The organism is Marinobacter sp. EN3, from assembly GCF_000475315.1.
In the GTDB taxonomy this organism is placed as follows: domain Bacteria; phylum Pseudomonadota; class Gammaproteobacteria; order Pseudomonadales; family Oleiphilaceae; genus Marinobacter; species Marinobacter nauticus.
The window spans coordinates 194,954-210,357 of the sequence record NZ_AXCC01000030.1 but is presented as its reverse complement, the minus strand read 5'-3'; the positions used below and the strand labels follow the sequence as shown (position 1 = coordinate 210,357).

16 protein-coding genes and 1 pseudogene are annotated in these 15,404 nt (G+C 56.6%); 7 read left to right on the top strand and 10 right to left on the bottom strand.

All coding sequences use genetic code 11. From position 1 onward, the window contains the following. On the bottom strand, positions 1-774 hold a 774-nt coding region (locus tag Q675_RS31260; RefSeq protein WP_023011524.1), incomplete at its 3' end, for a bacteriophage abortive infection AbiH family protein. A 98-nt stretch (positions 775-872) separates the two neighbouring features. Then, on the bottom strand, positions 873-1,460 hold the full coding sequence (locus Q675_RS31255; protein ID WP_023011523.1) for a hypothetical protein: 588 nt from the start codon (positions 1,458-1,460) through the stop codon (positions 873-875). 777 nt (positions 1,461-2,237) lie between these two features. Here Q675_RS31255 and Q675_RS37910 point away from each other — a divergent pair. Both Q675_RS37910 and Q675_RS38645 read left to right on the top strand, forming a co-directional pair. Beyond that, entirely contained in the window at positions 2,238-2,576 is a 339-nt protein-coding gene (locus tag Q675_RS37910) for a site-specific integrase (RefSeq protein WP_023008835.1), read from the top strand. Then, positions 2,540-2,713: pseudogene (locus tag Q675_RS38645) on the top strand (tyrosine-type recombinase/integrase); the annotation flags it as partial. The gene Q675_RS37910 and the pseudogene Q675_RS38645, both read left to right, overlap by 37 nt. 251 nt (positions 2,714-2,964) lie before the next feature. Here Q675_RS38645 and Q675_RS31240 read toward each other — a convergent pair. The 5 genes from Q675_RS31240 to rpoE form a co-directional block, all read right to left on the bottom strand. Further along, positions 2,965-4,413 (bottom strand): DegQ family serine endoprotease, encoded by a 1,449-nt coding sequence (locus Q675_RS31240; protein WP_031211467.1) that lies wholly within the window; start codon positions 4,411-4,413, stop codon positions 2,965-2,967. Positions 4,414-4,525: 112 nt separating this feature from the next. Beyond that, complete coding sequence (locus tag Q675_RS31235) at positions 4,526-4,975, bottom strand: SoxR reducing system RseC family protein (protein WP_022991048.1); 450 nt, start codon at positions 4,973-4,975, stop codon at positions 4,526-4,528. Next, complete coding sequence (locus tag Q675_RS31230) at positions 4,972-6,015, bottom strand: MucB/RseB C-terminal domain-containing protein (RefSeq protein ID WP_023011520.1); 1,044 nt, start codon at positions 6,013-6,015, stop codon at positions 4,972-4,974. The genes Q675_RS31235 and Q675_RS31230 overlap by 4 nt, the downstream gene beginning before the upstream one ends. A gap of 17 nt (positions 6,016-6,032) precedes the next feature. Beyond that, the gene (locus tag Q675_RS31225) at positions 6,033-6,599 is read right to left on the bottom strand and encodes a sigma-E factor negative regulatory protein (RefSeq protein WP_022991046.1); all 567 of its coding nucleotides are present in this window, start codon (positions 6,597-6,599) and stop codon (positions 6,033-6,035) included. 15 nt (positions 6,600-6,614) lie between these two features. Continuing rightward, positions 6,615-7,232, bottom strand: coding sequence for an RNA polymerase sigma factor RpoE (gene rpoE, locus Q675_RS31220; RefSeq protein ID WP_011785728.1), 618 nt, complete (start codon positions 7,230-7,232; stop codon positions 6,615-6,617). 208 nt (positions 7,233-7,440) lie between these two features. Here rpoE and nadB point away from each other — a divergent pair, with 208 nt between their 5' ends. From nadB to Q675_RS31195, 5 genes are all read left to right on the top strand, one after another. Then, positions 7,441-9,048 carry an L-aspartate oxidase gene (gene nadB / locus Q675_RS31215; protein ID WP_181861274.1) on the top strand — a complete coding sequence of 536 codons (1,608 nt, stop codon included), beginning with the start codon at positions 7,441-7,443 and terminating at the stop codon, positions 9,046-9,048. A 38-nt stretch (positions 9,049-9,086) separates the two neighbouring features. Further along, complete coding sequence (locus Q675_RS31210; RefSeq protein WP_011785730.1) at positions 9,087-9,359, top strand: succinate dehydrogenase assembly factor 2; 273 nt, start codon at positions 9,087-9,089, stop codon at positions 9,357-9,359. Next, positions 9,343-9,804, top strand: a complete 462-nt coding sequence (locus Q675_RS31205; RefSeq protein ID WP_023011519.1) for a hypothetical protein — start codon at positions 9,343-9,345, stop codon at positions 9,802-9,804. The genes Q675_RS31210 and Q675_RS31205 overlap by 17 nt, the downstream gene beginning before the upstream one ends. A gap of 26 nt (positions 9,805-9,830) precedes the next feature. Further along, positions 9,831-10,811, top strand: a complete 981-nt coding sequence (locus Q675_RS31200; RefSeq protein WP_023008841.1) for a YgfZ/GcvT domain-containing protein — start codon at positions 9,831-9,833, stop codon at positions 10,809-10,811. Between the two features lie 100 nt (positions 10,812-10,911). Then, the gene (locus Q675_RS31195) at positions 10,912-11,745 is read left to right on the top strand and encodes an HDOD domain-containing protein (RefSeq protein WP_011785733.1); all 834 of its coding nucleotides are present in this window, start codon (positions 10,912-10,914) and stop codon (positions 11,743-11,745) included. 45 nt (positions 11,746-11,790) lie between these two features. Here the strand turns inward: Q675_RS31195 and ung are convergent, their stop codons facing one another. From ung to prfB, 3 genes are all read right to left on the bottom strand, one after another. Beyond that, positions 11,791-12,522: a uracil-DNA glycosylase gene (gene ung / locus Q675_RS31190; protein ID WP_023011518.1), complete on the bottom strand. Its 732-nt coding sequence runs from the start codon at positions 12,520-12,522 to the stop codon at positions 11,791-11,793. A 4-nt stretch (positions 12,523-12,526) separates the two neighbouring features. Further along, positions 12,527-14,062, bottom strand: coding sequence for a lysine--tRNA ligase (lysS, locus tag Q675_RS31185; protein WP_014420746.1), 1,536 nt, complete (start codon positions 14,060-14,062; stop codon positions 12,527-12,529). 52 nt (positions 14,063-14,114) lie between these two features. Next, a protein-coding gene (gene prfB / locus Q675_RS31180; protein WP_152525365.1) for a peptide chain release factor 2 occupies positions 14,115-15,210 on the bottom strand; the annotation gives its coding sequence in 2 pieces (ribosomal slippage) (positions 14,115-15,137 and positions 15,139-15,210; 1,095 coding nt in all). Positions 15,211-15,404: the final 194 nt, after the last annotated feature.

Sequence of the window (15,404 nt, the reverse complement as noted above, 5' to 3'; positions counted from 1 at the left end):
ATGAGAAATCCGGGCTAGCCACATAGCCTTCGGCATGCTCTCAGCCAACCTCTTGAAATAAGGTAAATCAATTTTGTTCAGTGAATGGCCAATTACGACGATTTCGCTGATGTTGGCTAGGGAGTCGAACCAATATCCGTTTTTCTCCAGCACTTCTTTGACCGGTTTCTGAAGAGCATAAAAAGGGTATTTTGCGGCACCTTCCGCATCTGAAAACATAGTGCGGTTACTCTCGCCTCTCTCATCGAGTTCGGGCTCCTCATACATAGATTCGCCGTGCCCAAAAACCAGTTCATCGAATACGTCAGCACGACCATGGATGTGAAGCACCCTTTCGTCACTTATTCCATATACTGTTTGAAGAGTGGAAGTGTAATTGAAAGTGATAAAATTGGCACCGTGAGGAAATTCCAATTTTTGATTTGCAACTGAGATATCAATTCCCGCAATCCAGTCTCTAAAAGTCTCTCTTATCCCCTCGACAAGATGATCAGCTTGTTCGGTGATGTCATCCTCCAAACCGTACACTAGGCTTGGTTTGAAGCTGTCAGATGTAACATCTATATGATTATGGAATTCATAAAATTGAGACCATTCAAAGCAACCGAGCGCATTTTCAAAATCACACCAAGGCCCGGTATCATTGACATTAAGCGAATAAAACCATTCAAGTTCATCGAGCATTTCTTTGGCGAATGCGTAAAATTGGTCGTAACCAGTTGGAAGCCCATGCCATAGATCAAATCCGTTTCCTACAACGTAAAGCTTCGTCATACGTTTGAATTTCCCTCAAACATAACGCCGCGAAGCACGCGCGGCTACGAAATGGAGGCGAAGCTGCAATGTAGTAGCCGTCGCCGTGGCTTGCATGGTTATGCAGTCGGGAGTCTGCCGCCATTTTCATCAGCTGTCTCCAAAAGCTCTTTAATCCTGATGATTTCAGAAACGATGGGGTCCATTTCATGGTCACTATCGAGGAGGCGGAAAATCCCAACGTCTGTGAAAAAAGCACGAAAAAGGTGACCAGGAACACCATCATCGCTTGGCTTTGGCCCCACATACTCAGGGATGACAACACCTACGATACCGCCTGACAGATAGTGATCTAGCCGTTCATCAAAATGTTCAATGGCATTCCTAAGCTCACGCGAAACAAGAGGATTGCTCTCATCAATATTGAGCGACTCACGTAGGTGAGTGCCACGCTCTGCATGCCCTTTCCGAACCGGCCAGAAATAGCGAGATAACGCTGCTCCATGGACAATGATATTCTGTAATTCATTGAGAATATTATGTGTCGAGGCCCTATCGAGCCCCTCTTCCACTGCGCGTTCTGGCAGATTTTCAAAAGCATGAGAAATCCGTGCAATCGAGCGAAAGGCGGACTGGGCATTAAATAACATACCGTTGATATAAAACGCTTCATAAGGTGGCCAGATTCGGCCGTCCACCATTGCCATTACGGTCTCCCTACTGAATGACGCTGATTATGCGTACGAATCCATTAGCCGCTTTGCGTCCTGTTTTACAGACTCGAGGGATATGTCCACCTTCTTGCCTTTGCCGGCATCCCAAGTTTCAGGATTCCTCCAAAATTGACTTTTCTGGTCCAGCCGGACAGATAAGTCCTTATTGATCCGAGAGATTATAAATGCTGCCCTTGACCATTCTTGCGCTAGCTCGTATTCCGTCTCTCTGTCTCGTCCAGCACCCTCGGCTCTTCTTTGAAGGTACGTCTGGGTTTTCTCCGAAGCATCAATCACTGAGCAAAGAGCCTGCACAGCTTCGCCTGTTTTATTCATCTTCTTTGCCTCTAAATAGGCAATAAAGGAAACCACTAGGGCAGTTAAGGCAGTCCAATCAGATATCACTAAATGTTCTCCTTTTTGCATAACAGATTATTGGTTTGAATTCTTATTAAACCGCAACGCCACCACCCCGTCCAAAACTGAGTCACGGCCCGGATAATCTCGACTTTTCAAATCTTTACCATCCGGCTCCCAAGCGCTTTTCCTGTCTTGCTTCTGTGAAAAGTTTGCAAGCAAGTTATTGTTGCACGTTTCTGCAAGTGAAATCCAAAAGGCCAAAAATTTCCGTCTCTAAAACAATGGGCTACTAGGGTGCTCTGTGAACAGTGTGCGGCCTTATGCAAATCAAACCGCAGAAATTTTGGCATTCCCGAGGCTTTTTCATTATAACTGTATACATATACAGCGCTCAGCCACGGAGGGGCGACTGTGTCAAAATCACCGTTTCTGCAATCGGTTCGCACAGAAATCAGGACGAAGCAGTACAGCTATCGAACAGAGAAAACCTATCTCTACTGGGTCCGCCAGTTCATTCTGTTCAATGACAAGAAGCACCCTGAGGTGATGGGTAATCGCGAAATTGAGCGTTTCCTGAATCATCTCGCCGTAAATCGAGGGGTCAGCCCCGCCACCCAAAACCAGGCACTCTGCGCCATAATTTTCCTTTACAAGAATGTGCTGAAAAGGGAGATCGAAAACCTGCACTACAAGATGTCGAAGACTCCTCGGCGCATACTTTTCGCCACGCTTTTGCCACCGAGCTACTGAGATCGGGAAGTGATATCCGAACGGTCCAGGAAATCCTCGGCCACAGCGATATTCGGACGACTGAAATCTACACCCACATTATTGGCGATCGAAGAGCTGGAACAGTTAGTCCATTTGATCGTTTGCCGGGTTCTTGAGAAATGACCAAGCGCCCAACCAAGGCAGAAAGAGCCGGGGATCTCTGAGGCCATCCGAATGTTCGCTTTTGTTTAAAAAGCGGCTTAATCGTTAATGACAGAAATTCCGGGTCGACTTGGCGGGCACAAAGCATCGAATGGCTTTTATAGTGCTCGCCCAAAACGGACAAACTAAGGCTTGAAAACCAAAAGCCCCCGAACGTGTCCTGACACGCCGGGGGCCCAATTTTACTTGAAATGTGGTTATCGACTCAGGGCTTCATGACCAGATAGATTGCCCGACCCTGCCTTACAATCCGGACCGAAACCGCCCGGTTTTCCGGCAAGTCGCGGACCACCGACCGGAAGTCCTCCACCGAGCGAATCTGCTGGCGGTTGATCTCGGTAATGATGTCCCTGGCACGAATACCAGCCTCAAAAGCCGGGCCACGATCCACCCCAGTGACTACAACACCGCCTTCCACGCCGATGGAGCGAGCAGTCTCGGGGGCCAGTGGCTCAACGGACAACCCAAGAGGTGCGCCCGCGCTATTGTCGCGGCTACCGGTTGAGGGCTGGGCAGCGTCATCGCCGTCTTCCGGCAACTTGCCAATTTCCACGTCGAGGGTGATTTCATCACCACCGCGCAACACGGTCAGGCGCGCCGATTCACCTACCGGTGTACGGCCAACCATGGGCGGCAGGTCAGAGGACAACTGAACATCCTCGCCATTGTATTCCAGCACAATATCACCGGCCTCAAGGCCACCCTTTTCCGCCGGTGAATCCGGCATCACTTCGGCAATCAACGCGCCGCGGGGACGGCGCAGCCCGAAACTCTCGGCCAGATCCCGGTTCACTTCCTGAATAAGCACGCCCAACCAACCCCGGGCGACGGTGCCTTTGTCACGGAGCTGGCGGAATACGTTCATGGCATCGTCAATCGGAATGGCGAACGACACCCCCATGAAGCCGCCAGAGCGGGTGTAAATCTGGGAGTTTATGCCCACCACTTCGCCTTCCAGGTTGAACAGCGGGCCACCGGAGTTACCGGGGTTAATGGCAACGTCGGTCTGGATAAACGGCACGTAGTTCTCGGATGGCAGCGAGCGGCCCAGAGCACTGACAATGCCCGCCGTCACCGTGTAGTCAAACCCGAATGGCGAGCCGATCGCGAAAACCCATTCGCCGACTTTCAGATCCCGGGAACGTCCAACGCTGACCACCGGCAGGTCTTCACCATTCTCGATTTTGAGAACCGCCATATCCGAGCGGGGATCGGTACCCACGATAGTGGCGGAAAATTCGCGGCGGTCATTCAGGCGCACAATCACTTCATCGGCACCCTCAACCACGTGATTGTTGGTCAGTACGTAACCATCCGCTGACACAATAAAGCCGGAGCCCATGCTCCTGCGCGGCTGCTGCGGCCGAGGGGAACCACCAAAAGGAGACTGCGGGCCGCGGAAGAAATCCTGAAGGAAAGGCGGCAACTGCTCCAGTTGCCTTTCATCAAAAGGGAGCCCATGGAAGCCAGAGCTCTGGCTGCCCGGATCCGTCGTAGTGCTGATATTCACCACCGCACTGGAGTTATCTTCCACCAGCTCAGTGAAATCCGGCAGGCCTCTGGCTGCGACGCCCTGGCTCCAGAATACCGACACCATGGCAGCCAGCATCAGCAGAACGCCCAGCATGGCCCCGGGCCTGGCCAGGGAAGGCATACGGGCAGCTTCTATATTTTTTTCTGGCATGTAGAACCCCCTGATTTTACTTGCGTTTATAGAGCTATTCTGGGGCTGGGGCGTGAATTTTCAACTTAAAAAACGGTAGGGATCATGGACATGTCGAGGATGGAATTGTCTTTATCCTCAACAACCGCGGCTGGTAGCGATCACCGGCCCCGGCCTGCCAACGCTGCACCAGCCAGAACCCGACGCCCAGGCCTGCCACCGCTCCGGCTATGGCGCCCAGGTCTGACCCCGCGGCCCAGGTGTGCGCCATCACACTGGCAAGCACCATCAGCACCAACGGCAAACCATAAATAATCAGCGAGGCATTCAGCAGCGACTGTTCATCCAGACCGATGACCACTTCATCCCCCACCCGGGCGCCCACGGAATTATCTACCAGTACCTGGTTCGCCCGGCCACCGGAGACCGCAGCCAGGGCTCGCTGCCCGCAGCCCGAGCGGGCCGAGCAACTCTGACAGGCACTGGTTCTTATCGTCTGAACCCAGACCTGATCACCCACCAGGGCCACGACTTTACCGGTTTCCGTGATCATGACCCGGAGAGCTCAGCTACGAAATCATCATCCACTTCCACGGCATCTGCCACCTTTCGTGCAGTGCCCGGCGGAATTTCACCAACCACCGCTATCAGGAAGGGGCGATCAGAGACCATGACTTCGCGAATGTAGATGGTGGTTGCCCCTATACGGGAAGCGCCTGTCGGCATTTTCAGCCGCCCGACAGGCTCAACAAATACGGAAAACGCAGCCAGGCCATCGGAGAACGCCACGGCCTTGCCACTGCCCGAACGTGGTGCAGCCGCCGGCACAAAGCCCTCCGGCTGCCAGGACAGAGTCCAGCCATTCATCCGGCCAACAGATGACTCCTGTTTCCGGCCATCGTCCAGGGTACGGCTAATCTCACGACCACGGGTCTGAACCTCGAGTTCCTCGTCGGAAATATCGTCAGTGATCTCAAGATCGGTGAACTGAAAATGCTCCAGTACCTCACCGTTTACATCCCGCACCTGGCTCTTGACCAGTAGTCCCGTCTCTTTTTCCAGCCAGAGGCGGTGGCTGTAGCGATCATCATCCCGGGCCCCGAGCGCCACGATCACCACATCGTAGCCGGCGACCCGGTCTTCACCCGCCAGTTCAGGCAGATACCAGCGGCCAAACGGCATCAATTGACTGGTAAACGCTTCTGCGAACGGGCCCGAAGGTATCACCTCGTCCAGCCGAACCCTGCCCCTGTCAGGCAATACACAGACCACGTTCATGCCTTTACGGACGATTTCACCACTGCCGCCGTCCTGCATCACCAGGCGTTCCTCAACACGCCCGTTCCGGTAACGGTGGGCAATGCGCATGGAATGTACCTGATCGCCCCGGGCATAAACAAAGACCCCGCGGTACGAAGTCATGTTGAGTGCAGGGCCAAGCCGCTCCAGCCAGGCCATGGCCGCCGGAGCTTCACCGCTTTTCGTTGTCTCGCTGGCCAACTCGGCCCTCACCGGATTGATCAACAGGCACAGCAGAGCCACAAGAGCGACAACCGCTCCGAATACCGACCTGCTGGATACCCGGTTATTCATAAACCCATGCTCCCGGCTCAATAGTTACCACTGGCGCTGACCAGGCGGGCGTAACCCACCGAGCCACGACCTGCACCCACGCTGTTGTGCTGGGCATGCTCAAGCAGGTACTGACGCATCTGGCGCAACTGGTCTTCGTCCAACCGCTGCAGTGCCACTTCCTCAACCGCCGCCGACAGCGTTACCGCAGAGGCTGAAGGCTCGGCACTGCCGCCGGCCAGTGCCTGAACAGATACTCCGGTGCGGGTATCCCAGCCGGCTCCGGCACCGAAGCCCACAATCAGCGCCATGAACACCATGGCGGCCACCGGCCAGCGCCAGACCGACACCCTGGGCACCTCCACCGGCGACCGGGCCTGTTCTGAGCGAGCATGGCCATCGAGCGCTTCCCTCACCGCGCCGGCAACATCAATACCATCGGCAGGACCGTGCTGCTCGTGCATCAGATCACGTATCTGCTGCCATCGCTGCCACTGGCCGCGCACGTCCTCCTGGTTGCCATGTGACAACAACCGACGAACCGATAGCTCATCGGCCTCGTCATCCATCATCGAAGACAGTGTTTCTCTGAGACGCTCATCCATAGGATGCAACCTCATTCACGTTACTGACTGATCAAGGAGCGGGCCAAGGTGGCGATCCACCGAGTCCCGCGCCCGGAAAATTCTTGAGCGCACGGTACCTATGGGGCACTCCAGTATCCGGGCAATATCTTCATAACTCAGGCCATCGTATTCCCTGAGCAGGAACGCCGACCGCAGTTCCTCCGGCAGGCTGGCAATGGCTTCCGCAAGAGCTTTCTGCAACTGCTCCCTCTGCAGCAACCGCTCCGGCGACGCCGGGTCACGCAGTCGGCCGCCATCGTCAAAGTTTTCCGCATCGGTGACATCCGCCGATCCCTGAGGCCGCCTGCCGCGGGCCTCAAGGAAATTCTTGGCGGTGTTTACGGCAATCCGGTACAACCAGGTGTAAAACGCGCTGTCGCCGCGAAAGCGATCGATCGCGCGGAAGGCTTTGACAAAGGTTTCCTGAGTCAGATCCATGACTTCCTGGCTGTCGTAGACATAACGGCTGATAATAGACGCGACCCTGGACTGGTATTTCACCACCAGCAGATCGAAGGCCGCACGATCTCCGTTCCGGACCTTGCGAACCAACTGCAGATCCGTCTGGCTATCGGACTGCTCACCGGGTTTCCAGTCATTTTCAGGCGTCATGGACGAAGCAACAGAAAGTCCTGTTTTGGGAGCCAGTGGTCTGGCCTCGATACGAGTGGCTTGTGTCATTGGGCTGTTCCAGCGTTCGTTCACTAACCCTTGATGCAGACCGCACCCGGCTGACAGGGTTATCCGTTAGCCCAAATAGACAGCAAGCGTAAAGTTTAGTTCAATACACGTCCACATTATGGCCCGCGACCACGACTCAATGCCACAGTCCTACGAATACGATGTTCTGATCATCGGCAGCGGCGCTGCCGGCCTTACCGTTGCGCTGAATCTTCCGGAGCACTTGCGGGTTTGCGTCATCAGCAAAGCCGATATCAGCTCTGGCGCCACCCTCTGGGCCCAGGGAGGCATCGCTGCGGTTCTGGACGATACCGATTCCGTAGAGAATCACATACAGGACACCCTCAACGCGGGCGGCGGTCTGTGCCACGAGGATGCGGTCCGCTTTACCGTGGAACACAGCAAGGAAAGCATCAAGTGGCTGATCGACTCCGGCGTGAAGTTCACCAGGCAGGACGATGGCGAGGACTACCACCTCACCCGCGAAGGCGGCCATAGCCATCGCCGGATTATCCACGCCGCCGATGCCACCGGCCACGCGGTTTCCACCACCCTGGCGAGCCAGGCCCAGGCCAGGCCGAATATTGACCTGAAAGCCGGCCGGGTGGCTGTGGACCTGATTACCAACCGCAAGCTTGCGCTTCCCGGCAACCGCTGCGTCGGCGCCTACATCCTGAATCTCGAAGACAATCATGTGGAACTGTTTCGAGCCAGGTTCACCGTCATCGCCACCGGCGGCGCCTCCAAGGCGTATCGCTACACGACCAATCCGGACGGCGCTTCCGGAGATGGAATTGCCATGGCCTGGCGAGCCGGTTGCCGTGTTGCCAACATGGAGTTCAATCAGTTCCACCCCACCTGCCTGTACCACCCGCACGCCAAGTCCTTCCTGATTACCGAGGCGGTTCGGGGCGAAGGTGGCGTGCTCCGGCTGCCGGACGGCAGTCGGTTCATGGACCGGTTTGATGAACGGGCGGAACTGGCTCCCCGGGACATTGTTGCCAGGGCCATTGACCATGAGATGAAGCGCCTGGGCGCAGACCACCTGTTCCTGGATATCAGCCATAAGCCGGCCGACTTCATCAAACAGCACTTCCCGACCATTTACGAAAAGTGCCTGAGCTTCGGGATCGACATTACCCGCGAACCGATTCCCGTGGTGCCTGCTGCCCATTATACCTGCGGCGGAATTGTCAGTGATGAACGGGCGCGTACCGACATCAACCAACTCTATGTCGTTGGCGAAGCCGCCTTCACCGGCCTGCACGGCGCCAACCGCATGGCCAGCAACTCGTTGCTGGAATGTCTGGTCTATGGCCGGGCCGCGGCTCAGGACATCACCCGCAGGGAGGCTGACATTCCACCACCACCGTCAGCCCCGGACTGGGACGAAAGCCAGGTGCGGGACTCCGACGAAGACGTCATCATCTCCCATAACTGGGACGAACTTCGGCACTTTATGTGGGACTATGTCGGCATCGTCCGAACCACCAAACGCCTGCAGCGGGCGAAACACCGGGTTGACCTGCTGTCCCGTGAAATCGGCGAGTTTTACAGTAACTACCGGGTCTCCAATGACCTGATCGAACTGCGCAACCTGGTCACAGTCTCCGACCTCATCATCTGCTCGGCACTGCAACGCAAGGAAAGCCGTGGCCTGCATTACACACTGGATTATCCGGGCCTGCTGAATGACGCCCAGGATACCGTGCTGGTGCCGACGACTTACCGCACCCTGTCTCCCTGAGACCGGGCCTTACTCCGTTTCCAAAGGCAGAATCCGTTATGTCCGAAACCAATACTTCTCAGGATCACACCGAATTTCATCGCCTGTGGTGGCACAGCCGCCGCGGCATGCTGGAACTGGACGTTCTGCTGCTCCCGTTCCTTGAAGAGGTATACCGGGATCTTTCAGCGGAAGACCAGGCCCGTTACCGCAAGCTGTTAAGTTGCGAGGATACGGACATGTTCGAGTGGTTCATGCAGCGCAGCAAGCCGGAGGACCCGGATCTTCGTCACATCGTTGACATGATCCTGAACCGTGTCCAACCCGATTGAACTGAACCTGTCGCCCTCCAGGGCCGCGGGTATTTGCGCCAGCCTGCCCTGGCTGGCGCTGTCTGCTGTACTACTGGCAATCGGCCTGTCCATCACCCCGCTGGCACTGGTGTTGTTACCGGTTTCCCTGCTTCTGGGCTGGCAGGAATTCCGTCGTTGTGGCCGGCTCCGTGGAGCCAATGCCATTATCAGCCTGACCACTGACGACCGGCATCTTCGATGCCAGCTGGCCAATGGCCAGGAAGTTACCGCCCGAGTTTGCGGCTGCAGCTCGCTCGGTGCATTCTTTCTGATCTTGAAAGTAGAGTCCGTTGTCACCAGATCAGACACCATGACCGCGATCCTGCTCAGTCCATCCCGGCTATGTCGTGGCAATGTTTCCGAACAGGCATTCCGTCGGCTGCGCATGTGGCTCCTTGCAGGGCCAGCAGCTATTTCACGGTGAACCCCCGATTCCATCCGGAGTTTTCGATGACTAACGCCAATACCGAAACGCCAGCCAATCCCACTTACGAGGGTTGGGCTCATCTGACCGACCGGGTTCTGGCCAGAATCAGCGGGCCGGGTACCGACAAGTTTGTCCAGGGCCAGTTCAGCCAGAGTGTGGACGAAGTCACTGCCGGACAGTCGCTCAGGGCAGCAGCCTGCACCCCGAAGGGCAGGGCCTACTGCATTACCCGACTGGTCCGGGATGGCGAAGACTTGCTGCTCAGCCTCGAGCGGGAGACCGCAGAAGACACCGTTCAGCACCTGAACAAGTACCTGATGCTGTTCCGGGGCACATCGCTTGCCGTTCTTGACGCAGGCCGGATCACCGGTCTGCTGGGGATCGAGACCGCCCGACAGGTTGCCGGCGCGGCCACAGACGAACTGACCCGCCCCGGTCAGGTGTTAAGTACCGATAACGGGTACCTGATTCGTGTCGAAGATGACAGCAACCACCTCGCTCGCTTCGAACTCTGGCAAACCGATGCCCAGCCTTCGTTGCCGCCCACCTCCGAACTTTCCATGCCGACCTGGCAGGCCTCGGAGATCAGCGCCGGCGTACCCTGGCTGACCGAGGCAACCCGGGAAGCCTATGTTCCCCAGATGCTCAACCTTCAGCATCTGCAAGGCATTCACTTCAAGAAAGGCTGTTACACCGGACAGGAAGTGATTGCGCGGATGCATTTCCTCGGCCAGTTAAAGAAAAGCCTGTTCCGGGTCGCTTTCTCCGGCACTGATGCCGCCCCGGCACCCGGTACCCGCCTGATCGCCGATGGCAGTGCCGTGGGCGAGGTGGTTAACTCAGTACTGACTGGCGAGCAGCAGGGGGAAATGCTGGCGGTGATCCGACATGACGCGGCCAGCAAGCATCTGGGCGTAGACGGTCATGAGGGCCTGCAACTTGAGGTGCGGCCGATACCCTATCCGGTCCCTGAACGAGAGAAAGCCGAACAGCCGGATACATAAGTTGACAGGAAATACCGGAAAAATTTGCTATAAATTAAAACACATACCGGTTTTATCCCCGTACGTGGGATGCCTCCAGACAAGTGGAACCTAACTGACCATGGCCAATATTGTTGAAACCATCAAGTCTGACCTGACGGCTGCCATTGAAAACGACAAGCTGGTACTTCCAACCCTGCCTGAGGTAGCGCTTCAGGTGCGGGAGATTGCCGAGTCCGAAGACTCTGCCATTGCCGATCTGGTGAAGGTCATCAGCAACGATACGGCGCTCTCGGCGCGCATCATCAGGGTGTGCAACAGCCCGCTGTTTCGCGGCAGTCGCGCCATCGAAAACCTGAACATGGCGGTCAGCCGGCTGGGTATGGCTTACACCAGTAATCTGGCCATGGGGCTGGCGATGGAACAGATGTTCCAGGCCACGTCAGACATGATCGACAAGCGCCTGCGTGCCACCTGGCAGACCAGCACCGAAGTGGCGGGCGTGTGCCATGTTCTGGCGCAACATTACACCCGCCTGAAGGCGGATCAGGCAACGCTGGCTGGCCTGGTGCACCTGATCGGTATTCTGCCGATTCTGCGTTATGTGGAGGATCAGGATATCCAGATCAGCAGCATCATGCTGGACAATGTGATTGATGAGCTGCACCCGCGTATTGGCTCTATGATTCTGAAAAAATGGGATTTTCCGAAGGAACTGCAGAATGTGCCTCTGGAATATGCCAACTTCCAGCGTGAGGTGCCGGCAGCAGATTATGCCGATCTGGTGATGGTGGCCAACCTGCAGCTGGTTGCCGGGAGTGATCACCCCTGGAACGAGATGGACTGGACGAAGATTTCTGCGTTCGATCGGCTGGGACTGGATCCGAATATCGATATGAGCGAGGAAGAGGATCTGAATGCGCAGATGGAAGCAGCTATGGCGCTGCTTCAATAGGTTCCGGCTTTCTTCGGGAGTCTGCCGACCGCCTTCGTCAGCGCGTCACTGTTTATACTTGGCCATCAACGCGGCTTTGCTTGGCAATGCCCAATCAACGGAGGGCCTGCCCTGCTCCCTCAGCCATTCGTTAGCCTTCGAGAAATGCCGGCAACCAAAGAATCCACGGTAGGCACTGAGCGGTGACGGGTGTGGGCCATCCAGAACCAGGTGGCGGTTCCGGTCAATGTGCTGGCCCTTTTTCTTGGCGTAGCTGCCCCACAACAGGAAGACCACGTTGTCGCGCTCCCGGTTGATAACTTCGATCACCTTGTCGGTAAACCTCTCCCAACCCTTGCCTTGATGGGCTCCGGCATTGCTCTGCTCGACCGTGAGGACACTGTTGAGCAGAAGCACGCCCTGCTCTGCCCACGGCTGCAGACAGCCGTGATCCGGTGGCGCGATGCCCAGGTCGGTTTCGATTTCCTTGAAGATATTGACCAGGGACGGTGGTGGCGGAACCTGAGGGCGCACAGAGAAGCACAAACCATGGGCCTGGCCGGGGCCGTGGTAGGGGTCCTGGCCAAGGATCACTACGTTTACGTTGGCCAGCGGTGTGCTGTTGAGGGCATTGAAGCAGTGGGAGCTGGGGGGATACAGAACCTTGCCGGCCTGTTCCTCGGCGGCGAGGAATTCGGCCAGTTGCCGCATGTAGGGCTGGCGGAACTCGTCCGCCAGCCACTGGTCCCAGCCGCGGCCGGGCTTCAGTTGTTGAGCCAGTGCCTCGGCAGGGTGCATGGGCTTACTCGCTTTCCGGTTTCTGTTCGGCCTTGTGTTCCGGGCGCATGGCCGGGAACAGGATGACGTCGCGGATGGATGGCGAGTTGGTCAGCAGCATGGCCAGGCGGTCGATGCCGATACCTTCACCAGCGGTCGGCGGCAAACCGTATTCGAGGGCCATGACATAGTCGTCATCGTAGAACATGGCTTCGTCGTCGCCGGCATCTTTCTCAGCCACCTGGGCCTGGAAGCGTTCGGCCTGGTCTTCGGCATCGTTCAGCTCAGAGAAGCCATTGGCAATCTCGCGACCGCCCACGAAGAACTCAAAGCGCTCGGTCACAAACGGATCGCTGTCTTTGCAGCGAGCCAGAGGCGACACTTCTTTCGGGTACTCGGTGATGAACGTCGGCTGGGTGAGGCGATGCTCGGCGGTGGCTTCGAAGATTTCGATCTGCACCTTGCCCAGGCCCCAGATGTCTTTCACGTGGATACCCAGGTTCTTGGCCACTTCTCGGGCCTGTGCGTCGTCAGCCAGTTGCTCACGGGTGATGTCCGGGTTGTAGCGCAGGATGGCGTCGACCACAGTGAGGCGCTCGAACGGCTTGCCGAAATCGTATTCGATGGTCTCTTCGCTACCGTCTTTCAGTACCCGTGTGTTGATTACAGTGGTGGTACCCAGCACCTTCTGGGTGATGGTACGCAGCATGTCTTCGGTCAGGTCCATCAGGTCGTTGTAATCGGCGTAGGCCTGGTAGAACTCGACCATGGTGAACTCGGGGTTGTGCCGGGTAGACAGCCCTTCGTTGCGGAAGTTACGGTTGATTTCGAACACTCGCTCAAAGCCACCGACCACCAGGCGCTTGAGGAACAGTTCCGGAGCAATGCGCAGATACATATCGATGCCCAGAGCGTTGTGATGGGTCACGAACGGACGGGCGGTGGCGCCACCCGGAATCACCTGCAGCATGGGGGTTTCCACCTCCATGAAATCACGCTCGGCGAAGTACTGGCGCATGGCGTTGATGATCTTCGACCGGGCATGGAACACGCGGCGACTGTCCTCGTTCACCATCAGGTCCACGTACCGGTGCCGATAGCGGGCTTCGGTGTCAGTCAGCCCCTTGTGCTTCTCCGGTAGCGGGCGCAGTGACTTGGTCAGCAGTACGTATTCGTCCATGGTCACATACAGGTCGCCCTTGCCGGATTTCGACAGGGTGCCACGCACGCCCACGATGTCGCCCATATCCCAGTGCTTGGTGTCTTTCTGGACGTCCTTGGAGGCATAGATCTGGATGCGGCCGGTCATGTCCTGAACCACTTTGAACGCCTTGCGGTCGAGCATCATGCGGCCGGCAATGGCCACCTTGATGCCCAGACCTTCCAGCTCTTCCTTGGATTTATCACCGTATTTCGCCTGCAGTTCGGCGGCGGTGGCATCGCGACGGAAGTCATTCGGGAACGGATTGCCCTGCTCGCGCAGCGCAGCCAGTTTGGCGCGGCGCTCGGCAATCAGCTTGTTATCCTCATGCTGTGCGGCGTTCTGGGTCTGTTCAGTCATCTTGGCTCACTAAAGAAGTCGGAATGGTCCGGTTTGGTTTGGATGGCGCCGTCTACAGCGCCATCTTCAGACTGGCTTCAATAAACTTGTCGATGTCACCATCCAACACCGACTGGGTGTTGCTGGTTTCCACCTTGGTGCGCAGGTCTTTGATACGGCTGTCGTCCAGCACGTAGGAACGGATCTGGCTACCCCAGCCGATGTCAGACTTGGAGTCTTCGGCTTTCTGTTTCTCTTCGTTACGCTTCTGCATTTCCAGTTCAAAGAGCTTGGCCTTGAGCTGCTTCATGGCCTGGTCTTTGTTCTGGTGCTGGCTTCGGCCGGCCTGACAGGCCACCACTATGCCCGTGGGGTTGTGGGTCAGTCGCACTGCGGATTCGGTCCGGTTTACGTGCTGACCACCGGCGCCGGAAGCGCGATACACATCGACCCGCAGATCCGCCGGGTTGATCTCGATTTCGAAGCTGTCGTCCACTTCCGGTGATACAAACACGGAAGAGAAGGAGGTATGGCGACGGTTGCCGGAATCAAACGGGGATTTCCGCACCAGGCGGTGTACGCCGGTTTCTGTGCGTAGCCAGCCGTAGGCGTAGTCGCCCTGGATGTGGATGGTGGCACTCTTGATGCCGGCCACTTCACCTTCCTGCAGTTCAACGATTTCGGCCTTGAAGCCACGACGCTCGGCCCAGCGCAGGTACATGCGCAGCAGCATGTTGCCCCAGTCCTGGGCTTCAGTGCCGCCGGAGCCGGCCTGGATATCCAGGTAGGCGTTGTTGGCATCCATTTCGCCGGAGAACATGCGGCGGAATTCGAGTTTCTCGAGTTCTTTATCGAGACCTTCGAGATCGGCTTCGATTTCCTGGACGGTACCTTCGTCATCCTCTTCCACGGCCATATCCAGCAGGCTTTCTGCATCTGCCAGGCCGTTGGTGAGGTTGTCGATGGTTTTGACGATCAGTTCAAGGTCTGAGCGTTCTTTACCCAGGTTCTGGGCACGCTCGGGATCGTCCCAGACGGTGGGTTGTTCGAGTTCGCGTTCGACTTCGGTCAGGCGTTCACTGCGCTGATCGTAGTCAAAGATACCCCCTCAGCGCTTCAGTGCGCTCGCGAAGCTCTTTGATCTTCGTCACTATGGGATTAATTTCCATGAAACCTTGTCTCGCTTTGGAAAATGGTGCGATAAAAACAGAGGGCGGATTCTACCGGAATTTGCGGGGTAAATCAGCTGTTCATGCTCTGGAGCACGCACCGCATGGGGTAGGGCTTTCCGAGAGACGCTGTAAATACGTCCCTGTACGCTTGACGAAAACATCCTTGTTTTCGACACTCTCGGAAAGCCCTA

What these genes read in the sequence shown, in the direction of transcription:
- nadB (WP_181861274.1), top strand. Translation starts at nt 7,441, where the DNA reads ATGCCACAGTCCTACGAATACGATGTTCTGATCATCGGCAGCGGCGCT.
- rpoE (WP_011785728.1), bottom strand. Translation starts at nt 7,232, where the DNA reads ATGACGCCTGAAAATGACTGGAAACCCGGTGAGCAGTCCGATAGCCAG.
- Q675_RS31210 (WP_011785730.1), top strand. Translation starts at nt 9,087, where the DNA reads ATGTCCGAAACCAATACTTCTCAGGATCACACCGAATTTCATCGCCTG.
- Q675_RS31200 (WP_023008841.1), top strand. Translation starts at nt 9,831, where the DNA reads ATGACTAACGCCAATACCGAAACGCCAGCCAATCCCACTTACGAGGGT.
- Q675_RS31230 (WP_023011520.1), bottom strand. Translation starts at nt 6,015, where the DNA reads ATGAATAACCGGGTATCCAGCAGGTCGGTATTCGGAGCGGTTGTCGCT.
- lysS (WP_014420746.1), bottom strand. Translation starts at nt 14,062, where the DNA reads ATGACTGAACAGACCCAGAACGCCGCACAGCATGAGGATAACAAGCTG.
- ung (WP_023011518.1), bottom strand. Translation starts at nt 12,522, where the DNA reads ATGCACCCTGCCGAGGCACTGGCTCAACAACTGAAGCCCGGCCGCGGC.
- Q675_RS31225 (WP_022991046.1), bottom strand. Translation starts at nt 6,599, where the DNA reads ATGGATGAGCGTCTCAGAGAAACACTGTCTTCGATGATGGATGACGAG.
- Q675_RS31240 (WP_031211467.1), bottom strand. Translation starts at nt 4,413, where the DNA reads ATGCCTTCCCTGGCCAGGCCCGGGGCCATGCTGGGCGTTCTGCTGATG.
- Q675_RS31195 (WP_011785733.1), top strand. Translation starts at nt 10,912, where the DNA reads ATGGCCAATATTGTTGAAACCATCAAGTCTGACCTGACGGCTGCCATT.
- Q675_RS31235 (WP_022991048.1), bottom strand. Translation starts at nt 4,975, where the DNA reads ATGATCACGGAAACCGGTAAAGTCGTGGCCCTGGTGGGTGATCAGGTC.
- Q675_RS31255 (WP_023011523.1), bottom strand. Translation starts at nt 1,460, where the DNA reads ATGGCAATGGTGGACGGCCGAATCTGGCCACCTTATGAAGCGTTTTAT.